This window comes from Acinetobacter sp. UBA991, from assembly GCF_002292065.1.
Taxonomy (GTDB): Bacteria; Pseudomonadota; Gammaproteobacteria; order Pseudomonadales; family Moraxellaceae; genus Acinetobacter; species Acinetobacter higginsii.
The window spans coordinates 38329-54644 of the sequence record NZ_DBBF01000012.1; the positions used below are offsets into that span (position 1 = coordinate 38329).

Below are 16316 nucleotides of genomic sequence, written 5' to 3' on the forward strand. Positions count from 1 at the left end.
AATGGTAGCTTTGCTAAAAATAATGATTTTTCACGATCTCGATAAAAGCATTTGCTTCCTCATGATCAATATGTTGGGATTTGACTACACCTACATGCAAATCGAGAGAGAAATCATTTAATTCAATGATCTCCAACCCATCATGATTAACTATAAATTTATCAAATAAAGCTTTTGGATAAATACCGAAGCCATCACCATTCAAAATACTTTGTAATTGCAACTCAACTCCATAAATTTCTTTATTGATATAAAAACCTAACTTTCTTTCATATAAAAGTTTGGCTAAGCTTTCTCTAAAACAGCAATTTTCAGGGTGGAGTACCCATCCACGCTTACTACATTTTTCTAAACTATTATATTTATAACAGTCTCCTTTTCGAGCAACGATAACTAAGGGAAGCGTACCAACGTCAACAAAAGAAACTGAAGCAGCTAAGCTCAGGGTAGGTGGTAGCATCAACACCGCTAAATCAATTTCACCCGCATGAACTTGCTGAATAAGACCACTCCCCCATCCGCTATAAATATCAATGTCGTAATATGGATTAATTTTGTTGGATTCACTCATGACTAAGTCCAACAGATCATCAATCAATACTTGTGCAATACCAATCTTTATATTTTTTTTAATAATTTCACTACTTTCAGTATGAAAATTTTTGAGTGACTCAAACTGTCGCAATATAAAGCAACTTTTAAAATAAACCTTTTTTCCTAACTGGGTTAATTGTAATGGTCGTGTACCTCGATTGAACAAAACACCTTTAACAATCTCTTCCATATTAAAAATGCGTTTTGTCACCGTCGACTGATTGACGCCTAATTTCTCGGAAGCGACGGTAATAGACTGATGATCAGCTACATATATAAAAGTTTTTAAATCCCTAATATCCAAAACTTTATACCTCAGATCGAATTACTTTAAATACTTTCTAAACTGGCAAGGCGAACATCCAGTCCATCCTCTAAATGCGCGTGTAAAAGCACTGTGCTCCGTATAACCCAATGTATATGCGATATCAGACAAACTCACATTTTCATTTTTTAATAAAAACAAGGCTTTTTCATGTCTTTTTTGTTTAACTAATAATTTAAATTCTTCGCCTTCACTTCTTATTCTTTTAGATAACACCCGCGGTGTTAATCTCATTTTTTTTGCTACTTTAATAAGATAAGGTTCTCCTTCCGATAAAATATTGCTGATTTGAATATTCACTCTACCAATAAAATCTATCTTATCCTCACTTTTAAGTGGACAAGATGCAAAGAAAGCCTGCATACATAGTTCATCGAACTTTTTGCAAATCGTAACTGAGTCAAATAAATCACTGGTATATAAGGCATATTTATAGGAATCATCCAAGTCTGGTTCAAATATAAAGTGAGTATTCTCAACAACTAAACGATCTGTTAAACATTTAAACCCATCTAACAGGTCTTGCCCAATAAAATTCTGATTTAATATTTCACAGCGATAAATTAAAACAATGCGAAAATGATCCAAAGACAAACTATTAATTAAAGAAAAAAACTTATCTATCTCCAAGAGAAAAAAAATTACTGCATGCTTTAGATCTTTATTTCCGACTTCAATAATATGCAGTCTTATATTTTTTTCACAATGTGAAAAAGTATGAAACATATTCTCCATCTCATATTTCAACTCTTAAGAGCTTATCAAACCTTGGTCTTATTTTTTTGACACTTTATATCCTATAAATAATCATTTTAGGAAAATTAAACAAACAGGTCTTTCTTCTCCTGTTTGTTTAATTTAATTTTTGATCTAAACTTGCTAGTTACAAATAAATAATCACATGATTGTCTCTTATCTTTAAACGATAGTGTTCTGACACTCATCTCCTTTCCATGATAAACGCTCTACTTTATATTTCTGATCAAAATCAATACGTAACTGGCAACGTTTGTAGTCCTGTGTATTGGGTACGCGAATATCTAATACATAGTTCCACGTTTTGACTAGCATCAATCCTTCATTGAAATGTGGATTTCCTAAAATGTGGCGAAGCTGATCTTTATTCATTCCCACACCTAAACGCGCAACGTCATTCATTTCATAACGTTTAACCAATTTCAGATAACTTTTATCGACTTCCGGAAAAGTAACATCCTGTGCATGCATGGCATCTGTTTTGCTATGTGCTTGGCTCGGCAATACAGCACCCAATAAGCTAATCATCATTAAGGCTTTCATCTTTTTCATCTCGATTCTCACTTATTATTGTTTAAGTCAGGCAGAACCCTAAACGGCTCTCCCAAAGTTAAATAAATAATCAGTCAAATACACCGCTTAGACCGACTCGGAAGCTTGGATCGCCCTGAGAAGCTGCTGCAACACCAGTTGTGAGTGACCATCGGCCGTTATCTGCGGTCTTACGCAGTGTTAGACCCACGGCATTTTCACCACCATGGTAAGCAGCCCCAACGGCATAGGTATATTTACCTGAAATATACGGCGCGGTTTCCAGTGCCATTGCTGCTGCGACCCCTGCATTGGCCATTTTTTTGACATCGTCAATCCGTTGATTGGTGTCGTAGAAGGCCTGTTGCATTTGATCGCCAAGGTTTGTGATTCGATCACCTAATGCCTGATCGGCATTGTTAAGTGCATTGAGTGCATCACCGACATTGTCATGTTTTCCACCCGCAACCTCGTAACTCGGTGCTGTCCAACCTGCACTTGGATCATAACCCGCTCCGCCACCTAAGGCCTTGGCTACATTTTCATAAGATTTATGCAATTGGCTACCGTTAATTGCATCTTTTGAATCTGCTGCAATTACCGCCTTCATTGGTCACGCCACCACCCAAGATATCGCCTGTAGAGGCAATGCTGTCATTGAGCTGACCACCATTGATTGCATCTTTTGAGCCTGCTGCAATCGTGCCATCGGCTACACCGCTGATCTTGCCTGTTGCTGCATCAATATTGACGTCACCCACTTGTACTGAATCAAAAGACACATCATCTTTGGTCGCTACATTGTAGATGTCTTGCCCATCAGCACCTGTGGTTTTAGTCACAGTAACATTCTTGCCTTCTGTCACTTCGGTTTTAGAGGCTGCTGCTTCTCCTTGGATCGCATCGGCAACTGTATCGTAGCCTTTACCACTCACTGTAAATGGACCATTCAGCTTACCGCCTTCATTGGTCACACCACCGCCCAAGATATCGCCTGTAGAAGCAATGCTGTCATTCAGCTGGCCACCATTCACAGCATCTTTAGAACCTGCTGCAATCGTGCCATCTGCAACACCACTGATCTTGCCTGTTGCTGCATCAATATTGACGTCACCGACTTGGACTGAATCAAAGTCTACATCACGTGCTGTGGCAACTTCATAGTTGGTACTGCCATCAGCGTTCTTGGTTTGCGTCACCACCATATTGTCGCCTTCGGTGACCGTGGTTTTGGCTGCAACTGCCTGACCACGAACCGAGTCAATCGCATCATGGATATTGTTTTGACCTGTGTTCCCTACATTGCCCGTAGTAATTGAACCATCTGGATTCAGCGTCGTTTCACCACCAATTGAGTTTTTAACACTGTCTGCAATACCATGGATTTGACCACCATTGACCGCATCTTTAGAACCCGCTGCAATCGTGCCATCGGCTACACCACTGATCTTGCCTGTCGTGCCATCAATATTGACGTCACCCACTTGTACCGAATCAAATGACACATCATCTTTGGTCGCAACGTTGTAGATGTCTTGACCATCGGCACCTGTGGTTTTAGTCACCGTGACGTTCTTACCTTCTGTCACCTCGGTTTTCGCAGCTGCAGCTTCACCTTGAATCGCATCGGCAACGGTATCGTAGCCTTTACCACTCACGGTAAATGGACCATTCAGCTTACCGCCTTCATTGGTCACGCCACCACCCAAGATATCGCCTGTAGACGTGAGGCTGTCATTGAGCTGACCACCATTAATTGCATCTTTTGAACCTGCTGCAATCGTGCCATCTGCTACACCACTGATTTTGCCTGTTGCACCATCAATGTTGACATCACCCACTTGCACCGAATCAAATGACACATCATCCGCTGTCGCAACTTCGTAGATGGTTTGCCCATCTGCACCTGTGCGGCTTTCAACAGTCATGTTCTTGCCCGCTTCAACTTCGGTTTTCGCTGCAACGGCCTGACCACGAACTGAGTCAATCGCATCATGGATATTGTTTTGACCTGTGTTCCCCACGTTGGCAGTTGTGATTGAACCATCAGGATTCAGCGTTGTTTCGCCACCAATTGAGTTACGAACACTGTCTGCAACACCATGCAGTTGCCCACCATTGACCGCATCTTTAGAGCCTGCTGCAATCGTGCCGTCTGTAACGCCACTGATCTTGCCTGTCGTGCCATCAATATTGACGTCACCTACTTGCACCGAATCAAATGACACATCATCTTTAGTCGCAACGTTGTAGATATCTTGACCATCAGCACCTGTGGTTTTAGTCACCGTGACGTTCTTACCTTCTGTCACCTCGGTTTTCGCAGCTGCAGCTTCACCTTGAATCGCATCGGCAACCGTATCGTAGCCTTTACCACTCACTGTAAATGGACCATTCAGCTTACCGCCTTCATTGGTCACACCACCGCCTAAGATATCGCCTGTAGAGGCAACGCTATCATTCAGTTGACCACCATTGACTGCATCTTTAGAGCCTGCTGCAACTGTGCCATCTGCAACGCCACTGATCTTACCTGTGGTTCCATCAATGTTGACATCACCGACTTGTACTGAATCAAATAACACATCGTCTGCGGTCGCTACTTCATAGATGGTTTGTCCATCTGCACCTGTACGGCTTTCAACGGTCATGTTCTTGCCCGCTTCAACCTCAGTTTTCGCTGCCGCTGCTTCGCCTTGAATCGCATCGGCAACCGTATCGTAGCCTTTACCACTCACCGTAAATGGACCATTCAACTTACCGCCTTCATTGGTCACACCACCACCCAAGATATCGCCTGTAGACGCAACGCTGTCATTCAGTTGACTACCATTCACAGCATCTTTAGAACCTGCGGCAATCGTGCCATCTGCAACGCCACTGATTTTTCCTGTAGTGCCATCAATGTTCACATCACCCACTTGAACAGAATCAAATGAGACATCGTCAGCCGTTGCAACGTTATAGATGTCTTGTCCATCTGCTCCCTTGGTTTTAGAAACAGTAATGTTCTTACCTTGGGTGACTTCAGTTTTCGATGCAGCAGCGGCTTTGTCTAATTGACCCTTGTTGACTGCATCAGTGTCGTCAACACCTGCACCGACATTGCTAATTGGGTTACCCGCTGCATTGATACCTGACTTGGTAATACTTGGGCCATTCGCAATGGTCACACCATTGTCATTGATTAAGGTATCGCCCGCACGAACGCTGTCTACCTTCAGATCACGGTTTAGGCCATATTTGATATTGTTACCATCTTTGGTCACCGTCAGATTTTCTTCGCCTGCAACTGTACCGATATCAACCGTGTCACCTGCTTTTACTGCACCCGCTTTGGCCCCGTTACTTTGTAGATTCCAGCCTTTGTCTAGTTCTGAAATGGCTGCACCAACATTGCTGACATTATTGCCATTCACGGTATAGCTTGGTGCAGTCACGGTGCCATCAGGGTTTACGGTTGAACCGCCACCTAAAGCGTCCGATACGCTCTTCGCTGTGCCTGCTAACTGGCTACCATTAATCGCTTCATCCGAAGTCGCGCTGACTTCGCCCGCAGTTACACCACTGATCTTGCCTGTAGTGCCATCAATGCTCACACCATTAGCACCACCTACTGTGACATTGTTAAAGTCAACATTGTCAGCCGTTGCAACGTTATAGATGTCTTGTCCATCTAATCCCGTGGTTTTAGTCACGGTGATGTTCTTACCTTGAGTGACTTCAGTTTTCGATGCAGCAGCGGCTTTGTCTAACTGACCTTTGTTGACTGCATCAGTATCGTCAACACCTGCACCGACATTGCTAATTGGATTACCTGCAGCATTGATACCAGACTTGGTAATACTTGGGCCATTCACAATGGTCACACCATTGTCATTGATTAAGGTATCGCCCGCACGAACGCTGTCTACCTTCAGATCACGGTTTAGGCCATATTTGATATTGTTACCATCTTTGGTCACCGTCAGATTTTCTTCACCTGCAACTGTACCAATATCAACTGTATCGCCTGCTTTGACTGCACCTGCATTGGCACCATTTGTTTGTAGGTTCCAACCTTTGTCTAGTTCAGAAATGGCTGCACCAACATTAGTGACATTATTGCCATTCACGGTATAGCTTGGCGCAGTCACGGTACCATCAGGGTTTACGGTTGAACCGCCACCTAAAGCATCCGATACACTTTTCGCTGTACCTGCCAACTGGCTACCATTAATCGCTTCATCCGAGGTTGTACTGACTTCGCCCGCAGTTACACCACTAATCTTGCCTGTTGTACCATCAATGCTCACACCATTAGCACCACCTACTGTGACATTGTTAAAGTCAACATTATCTGCCGTTGCAACGTTATAGATATCTTGTCCATCTGCTCCTGTGGTTTTAGAAATGGTGATGTTCTTACCTTGAGTGACTTCAGTTTTCGCTGCCGCGGCCGCCTTGTCTAACTGCCCTTTGTTGACTGCATCAGTGTCGTCAACACCTGCACCAACATTGCTAATTGGATTACCCGCAGCATTGATGCCTGACTTGGTGATACTTGGGCCATTCGCAATGGTCACACCATTGTCATTGATTAAGGTATCGCCCGCACGAACGCTGTCTACCTTCAGATCACGGTTTAGACCATATTTGATATTGTTACCATCTTTGGTCACCGTCAGATTTTCTTCGCCTGCAACCGTACCGATATCAACCGTATCACCTGCTTTGATTGGTGTTCCGTTAGTGCCATTACTTTGCAGATTCCAGCCTTTGTCCAGTTCTGAAATCGCTGCGCCAACGTTGTTGCTTTCTACACCATTCACGGTATAGCTTGGTGCGCTGACGGTGCCATCTGGATTAACCACTGAGCCACCACCTAAAGCATCGGATACGCTCTTGGCTGTTCCTGCCAATTGGCTACCATTAATGGCTTCATCGGAAGTTGCACTGACTTCGCCCGCAGTTACACCACTGATCTTGCCTGTGGTGCCATCAATGTTCACACCATTAGCACCACCAACAGTCACATTGCTAAAGTCAACATTATCAGCCGTTGCCACGTTATAGATATCTTGTCCATCTGCTCCTGTGGTTTTAGAAACGGTGATGTTCTTACCTTGGGTGACTTCGGTTTTGGCTGCAGCAGCGGCTTTGTCTAATTGACCTTTGTTGACTGCATCAGTGTCCTTAACACCTGCACCAACATTGCTAATTGGATTACCTGCAGCATTGATGCCTGACTTGGTGATACTTGGGCCATTCGCAATGGTCACACCATTATCATTGATTAAGGTATCGCCTGCTCGAACGCTGTCTACCTTCAGGTCTTTATTCAGGCCATATTTGATATTGTTACCATCTTTGGTCACGGTTAGATTTTCTTCGCCATTCACCGTACCGATATCAACTGTATCACCTGCTTTGATTGGTGCTCCGTTAGTGCCATTACTTTGCAGATTCCAGCCTTTGTCCAGTTCTGAAATCGCTGCGCCAACATTAGTGACATTATTGCCATTTACCGTATAGCTTGGTGCAGTTACTGAACCATCTGGATTCACGGTTGAACCACCACCCAAATGATTTGCGGTTGACTCAGCAAGGTTTCCTAATGCTTGTTGGGTTGAATAAAGTTGTGAACCGTTAATTGCATCGGTGCTAGTTTCGTTGACACGACCTGCCGCAACATTGGTAATTTGGCGTTCGTTGCCTTCACTCCCCACGCTCACCACACTGCTTGGACTGGTGCCTGCATAGTTATAAGTAATGTCTCCAACTGTACCATTCGATGTTGGATTCGCTGTGGAAGTGACTGAGCCAGAACCTAACGCCACATCATTCGCATTAGTCGCTACAGCATTAGAACCCAATGCAATACCACGTTCTGCTTGTGCATTAGCTGTATCACCCAATGCAATTGTACCTGCCGCTGCTGCTGTAGAGGTATTCCCTAAAGCGACTGAACCCTGACCAACGGCCAAATTAGTGTTACCAATCGCGACCGCACCACTCGCCAACGTTGATGCAGTATTATCACCTGCCGCAGTATTGTCTTTACCCAATGCGACAGCACCGCTACCTACAGCTCTGTTTGGATCACCAATCGCAACTGCACCGTCACCATTTGCCACCTGATTACGACCAATTGCAACGGCACCACCCTCTGCTGTCTCTGAATTAGCAGTAGTTCCATCAGAACCAATCGATACATTTTGACCAGTTGCACCTGTTGTTACGCCATTTCCCATGGCAATATTGTTCCCTCCTGCGCCCGTTGCCGTCGCAGCATCATTACCAATTGCAATATCATTGGCACTATTGGCTTTGGCCGCTGATCCCATTGCAACAGCATACTCACCCGCAGATTCTGCACCAGCCCCCACTGCAACAGTTTGCTCACCCGATGCATTTGCTTGCGCGCCAAAGGCACTAGATAATGTACCACTCGCTGTTGCATTTGAACCCGTTACAGTCGCCCCTTCTGCTAAGGCCGCTGCCTGATTACCTGTTGCAGTGGTAAAGTTTGCTGTAGCCTTAGATAAATTTCCCGTCGCAGTTGAATACTCCCCACTCGCCTGTGCTCCTGCACTCAGTGCGGTTGCTCCTTGTGCTGAAGCTATGCTGAGTTGCCCAATCGCTACAGTGCTTCTTCCTGCTCCACGAGCAGAGTCTCCAATAGCAACAGCAGCACGAACCACACCATTATCAGTCACGCCTTGTGCTGTTGCTCCTTGCCCAACTGCAATATCACGTGTATTGCCAGCCGTACTCTGTCGCCCCACTGCAATGGTTTCATTCCCTGTTGCCTTGGAACGGGTTCCCATTGCAATAGAATCAGCACCTGCAGCATGCGGAGAGGCAGCAAGGTCATAATCTCTGGACGGTGAATCACTACTACCAATCGCGATACCACGTTGACCGCTCGTTGTTGCTGAATAACCGAGTGCAATACCGCCTGTTGCCCCTTTGTTTACAGTAGCGGTGTTCCCTTGCGCAATAGCATAATCTGCATCAGCATAGCTCTGACGTCCAAAAGCAATGGCTGTCTGACCCGTTACACGGTTAGCGATACCAATCGCAATACTATTGGTTCCCACACCAGTTCCATCGGGAGTTGCATTTGCTGCATCCACCACTTGGTTACCAACCCCCATTAAGGTATTGTAACCACCCGTCCCCGCTGAACTATTACCCTGTCCAATCAAAACATTATGAAAATTACTGCTTGAACTTGAATTATTGGCAGTCCCGACTACAGTTGCCCCTCCAATCCCCCTAATCGTATTTTGGCGCCCCACTGCAGTCGAGCCTGTGAGCACTCCTCCTGTATTGCCTGTCGGCACACCAGCACCATAAGCAACACTTCCCGTACCACGACGGTTCACCACTCCTTGCTGCCAAGTTGAGTCAGTCCCTGAGATGTTATTACCACATCCCACCGCAACACTCCCACCACCATTTCCTGTTGTTCCATTGGTAATACTGGCCTGTCCCCCCATACCACTACATTGGTCATTAGACGGCGAAATGGCCATACTCGACCCATTACTGGAAGCTCCGCCTCCAGTATTCACAGCAGCAAAAGCCCCTGTGCTAAAAAACACAGAACTGAGTGCAATCGCAATTAAGCTCGGTCTAAGCAGAACCTGTTGATATTGAGAGTTAGATAATGAAACTGCTGTTTTAATTGAGGTATTTGCAGCGACATTTCGTTTTTTTGTTACGCCACGGGCGTTTTCTGAAACCACGGTCCATATATTTAGGCTTTTGTTCCAGACCAAGCGATAGATTTTATTCATAAATAGGTACTTTTATGTAGTTCATACCCGCACGAATATAAAAAAATAATACCTACAAACAATTAACAATCATGCTACATTTTTAACAATTACATCACATTTTTGGTAATTTTAATGAATTATTCCTCAAATGCATAATTAAGCACATATTCAACAAAAATAATAAACATAATGGGACTTTTTAAGAATAAATCACAACTGTATATTTAGGCTCAGGTATAAGTGTGTCATCTCGACATTCAAAACCTTTTTATTTCTATGCTATGAAAAAACAAATACTTAACATCCATAACGATTATTTAAAATTAATTGTGGATACCGCAACAACATTTGGTGTCCCAAAAGCTGAAGTCATTCGCTATTGCCAGATCCCGTTATCGTTACTGACTGATAATAACAACCATGAACGTATAAGTTTTGACCAATGGACAGATATTATTATTCGACTATTAGAACTTTTACCCGACAAAGCGGTCGGTTATCAGTTTGGCTTAAACTGTAAACTCACCTCGCATGGTGCACTCGGTTTTGTCATTATTACCAATAGCTCGATTGGTAAAGTACTGGTAGATTTACAGAAATACTATAGTATGCGTATCCATAAAATGGATTTGTCGGTACTCAGTAAAAATAATAAAATTATCATTCGCTTTAATCCACTTTATCAACTTCCTGTTCATTTAAATGAAAGTAAGAAAAATACTGTAAATAAATTTTTTATTGAAAGTGCTTTAATTGATATTGTGAATAACCTACAAATGGTCACCAACTTTAATTTAACTGGTGTCAATATTCATGTGACTTGGGATAAAGAGGCTTATCATTCACTTTATGAAAAACGCTTACCCAATTTTCATTTTAATCAAGACTACAATCAGATTACCTTTGACCAAAAATGCTTAGACCTCCCCCTGACCTTTAGTTCAAATAGTGCCTACCAACTTGCAATGGAAATGGTGAATAAGGAATACCTTTTCTATCAAGATCAGGATAATAAAATTATTTTAAAAGTGAACCAGCAATTAAAATTTACTCCAGGTTTAGGTTTTCCAAGCCTGACCGATGTTGCAGATAAATTAAAATTATCAGAAAGAACCTTAAAAAGAGAGTTATCTCTTGCCAATACGACCTTTTCCGCTCTGCTGCAATCAAAGAAGTTCGAACTTGCCAAAAAGCTGATTGACTCGAATCGTAATATTCAAGAAATTTCTGATTTACTCGGTTATAGCCATATCAGTGCCTTTTCTAGAGCATTTTTAAGTTGGACAGGAAAAAAACCGAGTGATTATATTCGGGAACAACGAGTTTCAATTAAAAATTTTTATATACAGCAATCTAAGAAGTTATATAAAGAATAAGGTATGTTGAATATTGATTAAATTAACATTCAACACCATTAACCACAAAATTATACATAATATGCATTTTTTACCTAAACTATTCCATTATTTAAAAAAGGAAGATACATTATAAAAACTCAATTTCATCCTCAGTTGTTTTGCCCTGAATGAGACAACTGAGGCTTTTTATTCAAAGAGTAAATTAATAATGAATTGCATTATTCATTATTAAATAAAATTCGCTATTTTAGATAGCACCCAGTTTACCCTCAGTTGCCGATACCCCGAATTAGGCAACTGGGGCTTTTTAATTTTAACTCGATCTATTTATTATTTATTCGCCTTATAGATTTCGTTGATTCACACGTTTTGATAACGCTTCTGCAGACTCTTTTCGTTCAGAATAGCGATCGGTTAGATAAAGACTTTGCCCACGCGTAAGCAAGGTAAATTTATAGAGCTCTTCCATCACATCTACGATACGATCGTAATAAGAAGATGCTTTCATGCGTCCATCTTCTTCAAACTCTAAAAAAGCCTTTGGAATTGAAGACTGGTTTGGGATGGTAATCATCCGCATCCAACGTCCTAAAATACGCATTTGATTAACACTATTAAAAGACTGCGAACCGCCACTCACTTGCATAAGTGCCAAGGTTTTCCCCTGTGTCGCACGAATTGCGCCGCCAGCCAAAGGAATCCAGTCAATTTGCGATTTAAAAATCGAACTCATGGAACCATGACGTTCAGGTGAACACCACACCATGCCTTCTGACCATGCTAACAATTCATGCAATTCTTTTACTTTGGGATGCTCACTATCTGCATCCTCTGGTAAAGGCAGCCCTTTGGGATGAAATATTTTTACTTCTGCACCAAATGCCTCCAAAATTCGACCCGCTTCCATCACCGCTAAACGGCTATAGGAACGCTCACGATTCGAACCATATAACAATAAAATACGGGGTGCATGATCCAGCGCTTTAGCTTGAACTTTTTCCAATGTAGGTTGATCAAGAAGATTTACATCAATATTTGGGAGCGTCATTACAATTACACCGATTTAAAAATATTTCTTTTTTAGCCACAAAGACACACTGACCAGCGCAATCAATACAGGGACTTCAACCAATGGCCCAATTACCGTGGTAAATGCGACTGGTGAAGCCAAACCAAAAGTGGCAATCGCAACCGCCAATGCCAACTCAAAATTATTACCTGCTGCGGTAAATGAAATGGCTGTCGTTTTGGCATAGCCATTGCCTATCCACTTACTCATAAAGAAACTGATAAAGAACATGAGTACAAAGTAAATGGTCAATGGAATCGCAATACGAAGTACATCTAAAGGCAAGCTCACAACCTCACCGCCTTTCAAGCTAAACATCGCCACAATGGTAAACAGTAAAGCCAACAAGCTGAGCGGGCTGATCTTGGGCAAAAACACATGCTGATACCAGTCTAAACCTTTGGCGCGTACCAAGATCAAACGAGTCAGAAACCCAAGCAAAAATGGAATACCCAGATACACCAAGACAGCATGGGTAATGGTCCAAAAATCAATATGGATCACTTGCCCTGCAATACCAAAGTACGGCGGTAAAAACGTGAGGAATAACCAAGCATAAGTACTAAAGAATAGAATCTGGAAGATACTATTGAAGGCAACCAAGGCCGCGACATATTGATTATCACCACAAGCCAAACCATTCCAGACCAGCACCATCGCAATACAACGGGCCAAACCAATCAGAATCAGTCCTGTCATATATTCTGGATAGTTATGCAAAAAAATAATGGCTAATGCAAACATCAGAACAGGCGCAATAATCCAGTTCTGCACCAAGGATAAAGTTAAGGTTTTCTTATCTTTAAACACTTGTGGCAAGGTCGCATAATCCACTTTGGCTAAGGGTGGATACATCATCAAAATCAAACCGATTGCGATCGGGAGATTGACTGAATCGACACTCATTTGGTTTAAGCTGACTGAGGCTTGTGGCATAAAAATACCAATGGCAATGCCTACAGCCATGGCGATAAAAATCCAGAGCGTTAGGTTACGATCTAAAAAGGACAGTGTTTTCATGGCATTTTAATCACAACAATTTTTGGGTGCTAAGCTGTGCAGGTCTGGAAATAGGGTCACAGCTTGCATCTCCAAAACCGATAAAATCTCATGCCCCCAAGCTGGTAGTTGTGGATTGATACGGTAATACACCCATTGCCCCTGACGGCGATCTTGCAACAAACCCGAAGCACGTAATAACGCCAAATGACGCGAAATTTTCGGTTGGCTTAATTGTAGTTTTTCAGTCAGATCACAGACGCACAACTCCTGATGCTGGGCTACCAACATCACGATATTTAACCTTGTTTCATCTGATAAGCATTTAAAAAAATCAACAGCTTGCATTTCTCGATCCCCTTTCAATCTGTAATCTCACGGCACCTATTTACTGAATTCGCTGACCATGTTCATCAATCACCTGTTCGCCATCTTCTTTGCGAAATGCGCCTTTTTGAGGGAATGGTAAAATGTCGAGTACAAGTTCCGATGGTCGACAAAGACGTGTGCCCAACGTGCTAACCACAAAGGGACGATTAATCAGAATGGGATGTTCAAGCATAAACTCGATCAGTTGAGCATCACTCCAATCTTCACGATCAAGTGCCAACGCACGATAAGGCTCAACATTTTGGCGAATTGCATCTCTGACAGTTAATTGTGCATCCCGAATCAATCCAACCAACTCATCATGGCTTGGTGGAGTAATAAGGTATTCAATAATGGTGGGTTCTACCCCAGTATTTCGAATTAAAGCCAATGTATTGCGGGAAGTACCACACGCGGGGTTATGATAAATGATGATGTCTGACATGACGTGCTAATCTGATAAATTGAATGAAACCAATATATATGTTTTACCATATATATGTAAATCCATATATTAAAGCAAAATGAAGATACCTAAAAATATATGATTAAAGTCATATGAATAAGATTTTATAAATTTTCAATGATTACTGTTTGGCGAAGAGCGCTTTAGATTGATAACGGATGAAAACGCATCCTAAAATGAGCTAAATCGTTCTAACTCATCAATCAGTTGCTTCTTTAGTTCATCATCATAAAGGTTGAATTTTAAGGTTTGGGTATAATTATCAACAAAGATGAGACGACTAAATTCACTGTTGACCAAACCTTTAGCAACTAAGAAGGCCTGATAAGCCGAAAGTAACACATTCAAACGATGATTCAGCGGTTTTTGGTCTCGTATTGTGGGCACTTTATTCTGCATATAAACAACTCCTCAATTTTCTAAGTCCCGCCCCTTTATTTAAAATAATCTAAAGTTCTATGGATAAGTCGTTCTCAATTTTTGTTATTGCAGTTTTTATTATATAAATCACGATAATGTTTTTAGATGACACTTTTATGACAGCTCTAACTTTCAGCAAAAATCAATGAACATCAGCTAGATAAGTTTTCCTGTATAGACTATGCTGCTTAAGCCACTTAAAAGCGATATCTCACAATGAACGATACATGTCTTTTAACAGAATTAGATCTCATCATTAATTATTATGTGACGAGAAATGGCTATCGGCCGACCCGAATTATTTTAGGTTATAAGACCTATGGTACACTGATGCAAGATCAGCGTTTTGCCGATGAGGTCATAAACTCAGCCCTTGATCCCAATAAGCGTAAATATAAAAAACTGAAAATTAAAGTCACCAAAGATGATCACCAACTCGAGTTAGAATAATCTAAATCACCCAGCTTCAGTATCATTTCTCTATCGGAAACGAAGCATAGAAATTCCGAATCAAATAGTAGAAAATTGATAGCTCTAAATATTTTAAATGTAGTCACGACATGATTATCAGAGCGTCTCAGGATGACCATCTTACTTTATTAAATATATGGGAAAAATCAGTCCGAGCGACCCATGATTTTTTACCAGAAACCATGATTGCTGAATTAAAACCGTTAATTTTGAATGAATATTTCCATCATGTTCAGTTGAATAAATACATGATTGATCAACAGATTGTAGGATTTCTAGGTACCAGTGATGACAATATTGAAATGTTGTTTATTCTGCCTGAGTATCGAAGATCAGGGATTGGTAAAGCCTTACTCGATTTTGCAGTCAAACAACTTCAAATCTATAAAGTCGATGTGAATGAGCAAAATCTGCAAGCGGTTAACTTCTATCAGAAAATGGGATTCCATACTGTGAGTCGTTCCGAACTCGATGGTCAAGGCAACCCCTATCCGCTTTTACATCTACAAATTACAGCTTGAACGAACTTGAGCTAAGCTGAGTCTTGCTCAAAAATAAATACTTGCTCAATCCTCAGACCAAATGCATGTGCAATTTTAAAGGCTAATGACAGACTGGGATCATAGCGACCCTTTTCTATGGCATTAATAGTTTGCCTTGACACGCTCACATAATCCCCCAAGTCGCTTTGTGACCAACCTTTGTGCTTTCTTAAATCGGGTAAATTATTCTTCATCTATATTTCCAAGTTCCAACCGCTGTAGCAATAGACCAAAGCATTGCCATCATCGGCCAAATGATAAACATGGTTAATTTTGGAAATCCAACATTTTCTAAAAATCCATAGCTAAAGCTAATGAGAGCAGTGCCAACAAAAGCAAGACCCAAGGCTTGCAATTGTATCTTTTGCTGCAACTCATCAAAACGTTTGAATTGCTTAATAATGATCAATGCAATCATCAGTGCAGGCAATATTGGCATTAATGAAACAACAATTTTAAGCCATTGTATCTCAATAAAATTTAATGCCTTTAATGATCCCACCAAAACCACGATATATAGTGCAATTGCAGCAATCAACTCAAATAAATTCCGATAGTTTTTCATAACCCACCATGTAAAGTAAACTTTACATTAATATATGAGTTCAACTCTTCAATGTAAAGCTTACTTTACATATTTTTCATTCTTA

At 41.6% G+C, this 16316-nt stretch carries 15 protein-coding genes; 3 read left to right on the forward strand and 12 right to left on the reverse strand.

Features of this window, described 5'->3' with window-relative positions; genetic code table 11:
• Window positions 1-13: 13 nt before the first annotated feature.
• The 5 genes from B2727_RS04615 to B2727_RS04635 form a co-directional block, all read right to left on the reverse strand.
• On the reverse strand, window positions 14-898 hold the full coding sequence (locus tag B2727_RS04615; RefSeq protein WP_005312104.1) for a LysR family transcriptional regulator: 885 nt from the start codon (window positions 896-898) through the stop codon (window positions 14-16).
• A gap of 21 nt (window positions 899-919) precedes the next feature.
• Window positions 920-1645 carry a helix-turn-helix domain-containing protein gene (locus tag B2727_RS04620; protein ID WP_033133783.1) on the reverse strand — a complete coding sequence of 242 codons (726 nt, stop codon included), beginning with the start codon at window positions 1643-1645 and terminating at the stop codon, window positions 920-922.
• Window positions 1646-1837: 192 nt separating this feature from the next.
• Entirely contained in the window at window positions 1838-2227 is a 390-nt protein-coding gene (locus B2727_RS04625) for an outer membrane protein assembly factor BamE (protein ID WP_005312102.1), read from the reverse strand.
• 70 nt (window positions 2228-2297) lie between these two features.
• Window positions 2298-2816, reverse strand: a complete 519-nt coding sequence (locus B2727_RS04630) for a YadA-like family protein (RefSeq protein WP_050511468.1) — start codon at window positions 2814-2816, stop codon at window positions 2298-2300.
• Window positions 2776-9990 (reverse strand): ESPR-type extended signal peptide-containing protein, encoded by a 7215-nt coding sequence (locus B2727_RS04635; protein WP_050511467.1) that lies wholly within the window; start codon window positions 9988-9990, stop codon window positions 2776-2778. The genes B2727_RS04630 and B2727_RS04635 overlap by 41 nt, the downstream gene beginning before the upstream one ends.
• 263 nt (window positions 9991-10253) lie before the next feature.
• On the opposite strand from B2727_RS04635, the gene B2727_RS04640 reads away from it, so the two are divergent.
• Window positions 10254-11348 (forward strand): AraC family transcriptional regulator, encoded by a 1095-nt coding sequence (locus B2727_RS04640; protein WP_033133782.1) that lies wholly within the window; start codon window positions 10254-10256, stop codon window positions 11346-11348.
• A 325-nt stretch (window positions 11349-11673) separates the two neighbouring features.
• Here the strand turns inward: B2727_RS04640 and arsH are convergent, their stop codons facing one another.
• From arsH to B2727_RS04665, 5 genes are all read right to left on the reverse strand, one after another.
• On the reverse strand, window positions 11674-12378 hold the full coding sequence (gene arsH / locus B2727_RS04645; protein ID WP_033133781.1) for an arsenical resistance protein ArsH: 705 nt from the start codon (window positions 12376-12378) through the stop codon (window positions 11674-11676).
• Between the two features lie 15 nt (window positions 12379-12393).
• Complete coding sequence (gene arsB, locus B2727_RS04650) at window positions 12394-13419, reverse strand: ACR3 family arsenite efflux transporter (RefSeq protein ID WP_005319279.1); 1026 nt, start codon at window positions 13417-13419, stop codon at window positions 12394-12396.
• Window positions 13420-13425: 6 nt separating this feature from the next.
• Window positions 13426-13746: a metalloregulator ArsR/SmtB family transcription factor gene (locus B2727_RS04655; protein ID WP_005206842.1), complete on the reverse strand. Its 321-nt coding sequence runs from the start codon at window positions 13744-13746 to the stop codon at window positions 13426-13428.
• A gap of 40 nt (window positions 13747-13786) precedes the next feature.
• Window positions 13787-14212, reverse strand: a complete 426-nt coding sequence (gene arsC, locus B2727_RS04660) for an arsenate reductase (glutaredoxin) (RefSeq protein WP_033133780.1) — start codon at window positions 14210-14212, stop codon at window positions 13787-13789.
• A 192-nt stretch (window positions 14213-14404) separates the two neighbouring features.
• Window positions 14405-14632, reverse strand: a complete 228-nt coding sequence (locus B2727_RS04665; protein WP_005206838.1) for a hypothetical protein — start codon at window positions 14630-14632, stop codon at window positions 14405-14407.
• A gap of 237 nt (window positions 14633-14869) precedes the next feature.
• Here B2727_RS04665 and B2727_RS04670 point away from each other — a divergent pair, with 237 nt between their 5' ends.
• Window positions 14870-15103 (forward strand): hypothetical protein, encoded by a 234-nt coding sequence (locus tag B2727_RS04670; protein ID WP_004804338.1) that lies wholly within the window; start codon window positions 14870-14872, stop codon window positions 15101-15103.
• 110 nt (window positions 15104-15213) lie between these two features.
• The gene (locus B2727_RS04675; RefSeq protein ID WP_033133779.1) at window positions 15214-15645 is read left to right on the forward strand and encodes a GNAT family N-acetyltransferase; all 432 of its coding nucleotides are present in this window, start codon (window positions 15214-15216) and stop codon (window positions 15643-15645) included.
• Between the two features lie 11 nt (window positions 15646-15656).
• Here the strand turns inward: B2727_RS04675 and B2727_RS04680 are convergent, their stop codons facing one another.
• Together B2727_RS04680 and B2727_RS04685 are read right to left on the reverse strand one after the other, a co-directional pair.
• The gene (locus B2727_RS04680; RefSeq protein ID WP_005206827.1) at window positions 15657-15860 is read right to left on the reverse strand and encodes a helix-turn-helix transcriptional regulator; all 204 of its coding nucleotides are present in this window, start codon (window positions 15858-15860) and stop codon (window positions 15657-15659) included.
• A complete protein-coding gene (locus tag B2727_RS04685; protein WP_005184912.1) occupies window positions 15857-16231 on the reverse strand; it encodes a hypothetical protein in 375 nt (124 codons plus the stop codon). The genes B2727_RS04680 and B2727_RS04685 overlap by 4 nt, the downstream gene beginning before the upstream one ends.
• Window positions 16232-16316 lie beyond the last annotated feature (85 nt).

Excerpts from the sequence above, each read along its gene's own strand:
- B2727_RS04630 (WP_050511468.1), bottom strand. The coding sequence starts at position 2,816 with ATGAAGGCGGTAATTGCAGCAGATTCAAAAGATGCAATTAACGGTAGC.
- B2727_RS04635 (WP_050511467.1), bottom strand. The coding sequence starts at position 9,990 with ATGAATAAAATCTATCGCTTGGTCTGGAACAAAAGCCTAAATATATGG.
- B2727_RS04620 (WP_033133783.1), bottom strand. The coding sequence starts at position 1,645 with ATGTTTCATACTTTTTCACATTGTGAAAAAAATATAAGACTGCATATT.
- B2727_RS04670 (WP_004804338.1), top strand. The coding sequence starts at position 14,870 with ATGAACGATACATGTCTTTTAACAGAATTAGATCTCATCATTAATTAT.
- B2727_RS04640 (WP_033133782.1), top strand. The coding sequence starts at position 10,254 with ATGAAAAAACAAATACTTAACATCCATAACGATTATTTAAAATTAATT.
- B2727_RS04625 (WP_005312102.1), bottom strand. The coding sequence starts at position 2,227 with ATGAAAAAGATGAAAGCCTTAATGATGATTAGCTTATTGGGTGCTGTA.
- arsH (WP_033133781.1), bottom strand. The coding sequence starts at position 12,378 with ATGACGCTCCCAAATATTGATGTAAATCTTCTTGATCAACCTACATTG.
- arsB (WP_005319279.1), bottom strand. The coding sequence starts at position 13,419 with ATGAAAACACTGTCCTTTTTAGATCGTAACCTAACGCTCTGGATTTTT.
- B2727_RS04685 (WP_005184912.1), bottom strand. The coding sequence starts at position 16,231 with ATGAAAAACTATCGGAATTTATTTGAGTTGATTGCTGCAATTGCACTA.
- B2727_RS04680 (WP_005206827.1), bottom strand. The coding sequence starts at position 15,860 with ATGAAGAATAATTTACCCGATTTAAGAAAGCACAAAGGTTGGTCACAA.
- B2727_RS04675 (WP_033133779.1), top strand. The coding sequence starts at position 15,214 with ATGATTATCAGAGCGTCTCAGGATGACCATCTTACTTTATTAAATATA.
- B2727_RS04665 (WP_005206838.1), bottom strand. The coding sequence starts at position 14,632 with ATGCAGAATAAAGTGCCCACAATACGAGACCAAAAACCGCTGAATCAT.
- B2727_RS04655 (WP_005206842.1), bottom strand. The coding sequence starts at position 13,746 with ATGCAAGCTGTTGATTTTTTTAAATGCTTATCAGATGAAACAAGGTTA.
- arsC (WP_033133780.1), bottom strand. The coding sequence starts at position 14,212 with ATGTCAGACATCATCATTTATCATAACCCCGCGTGTGGTACTTCCCGC.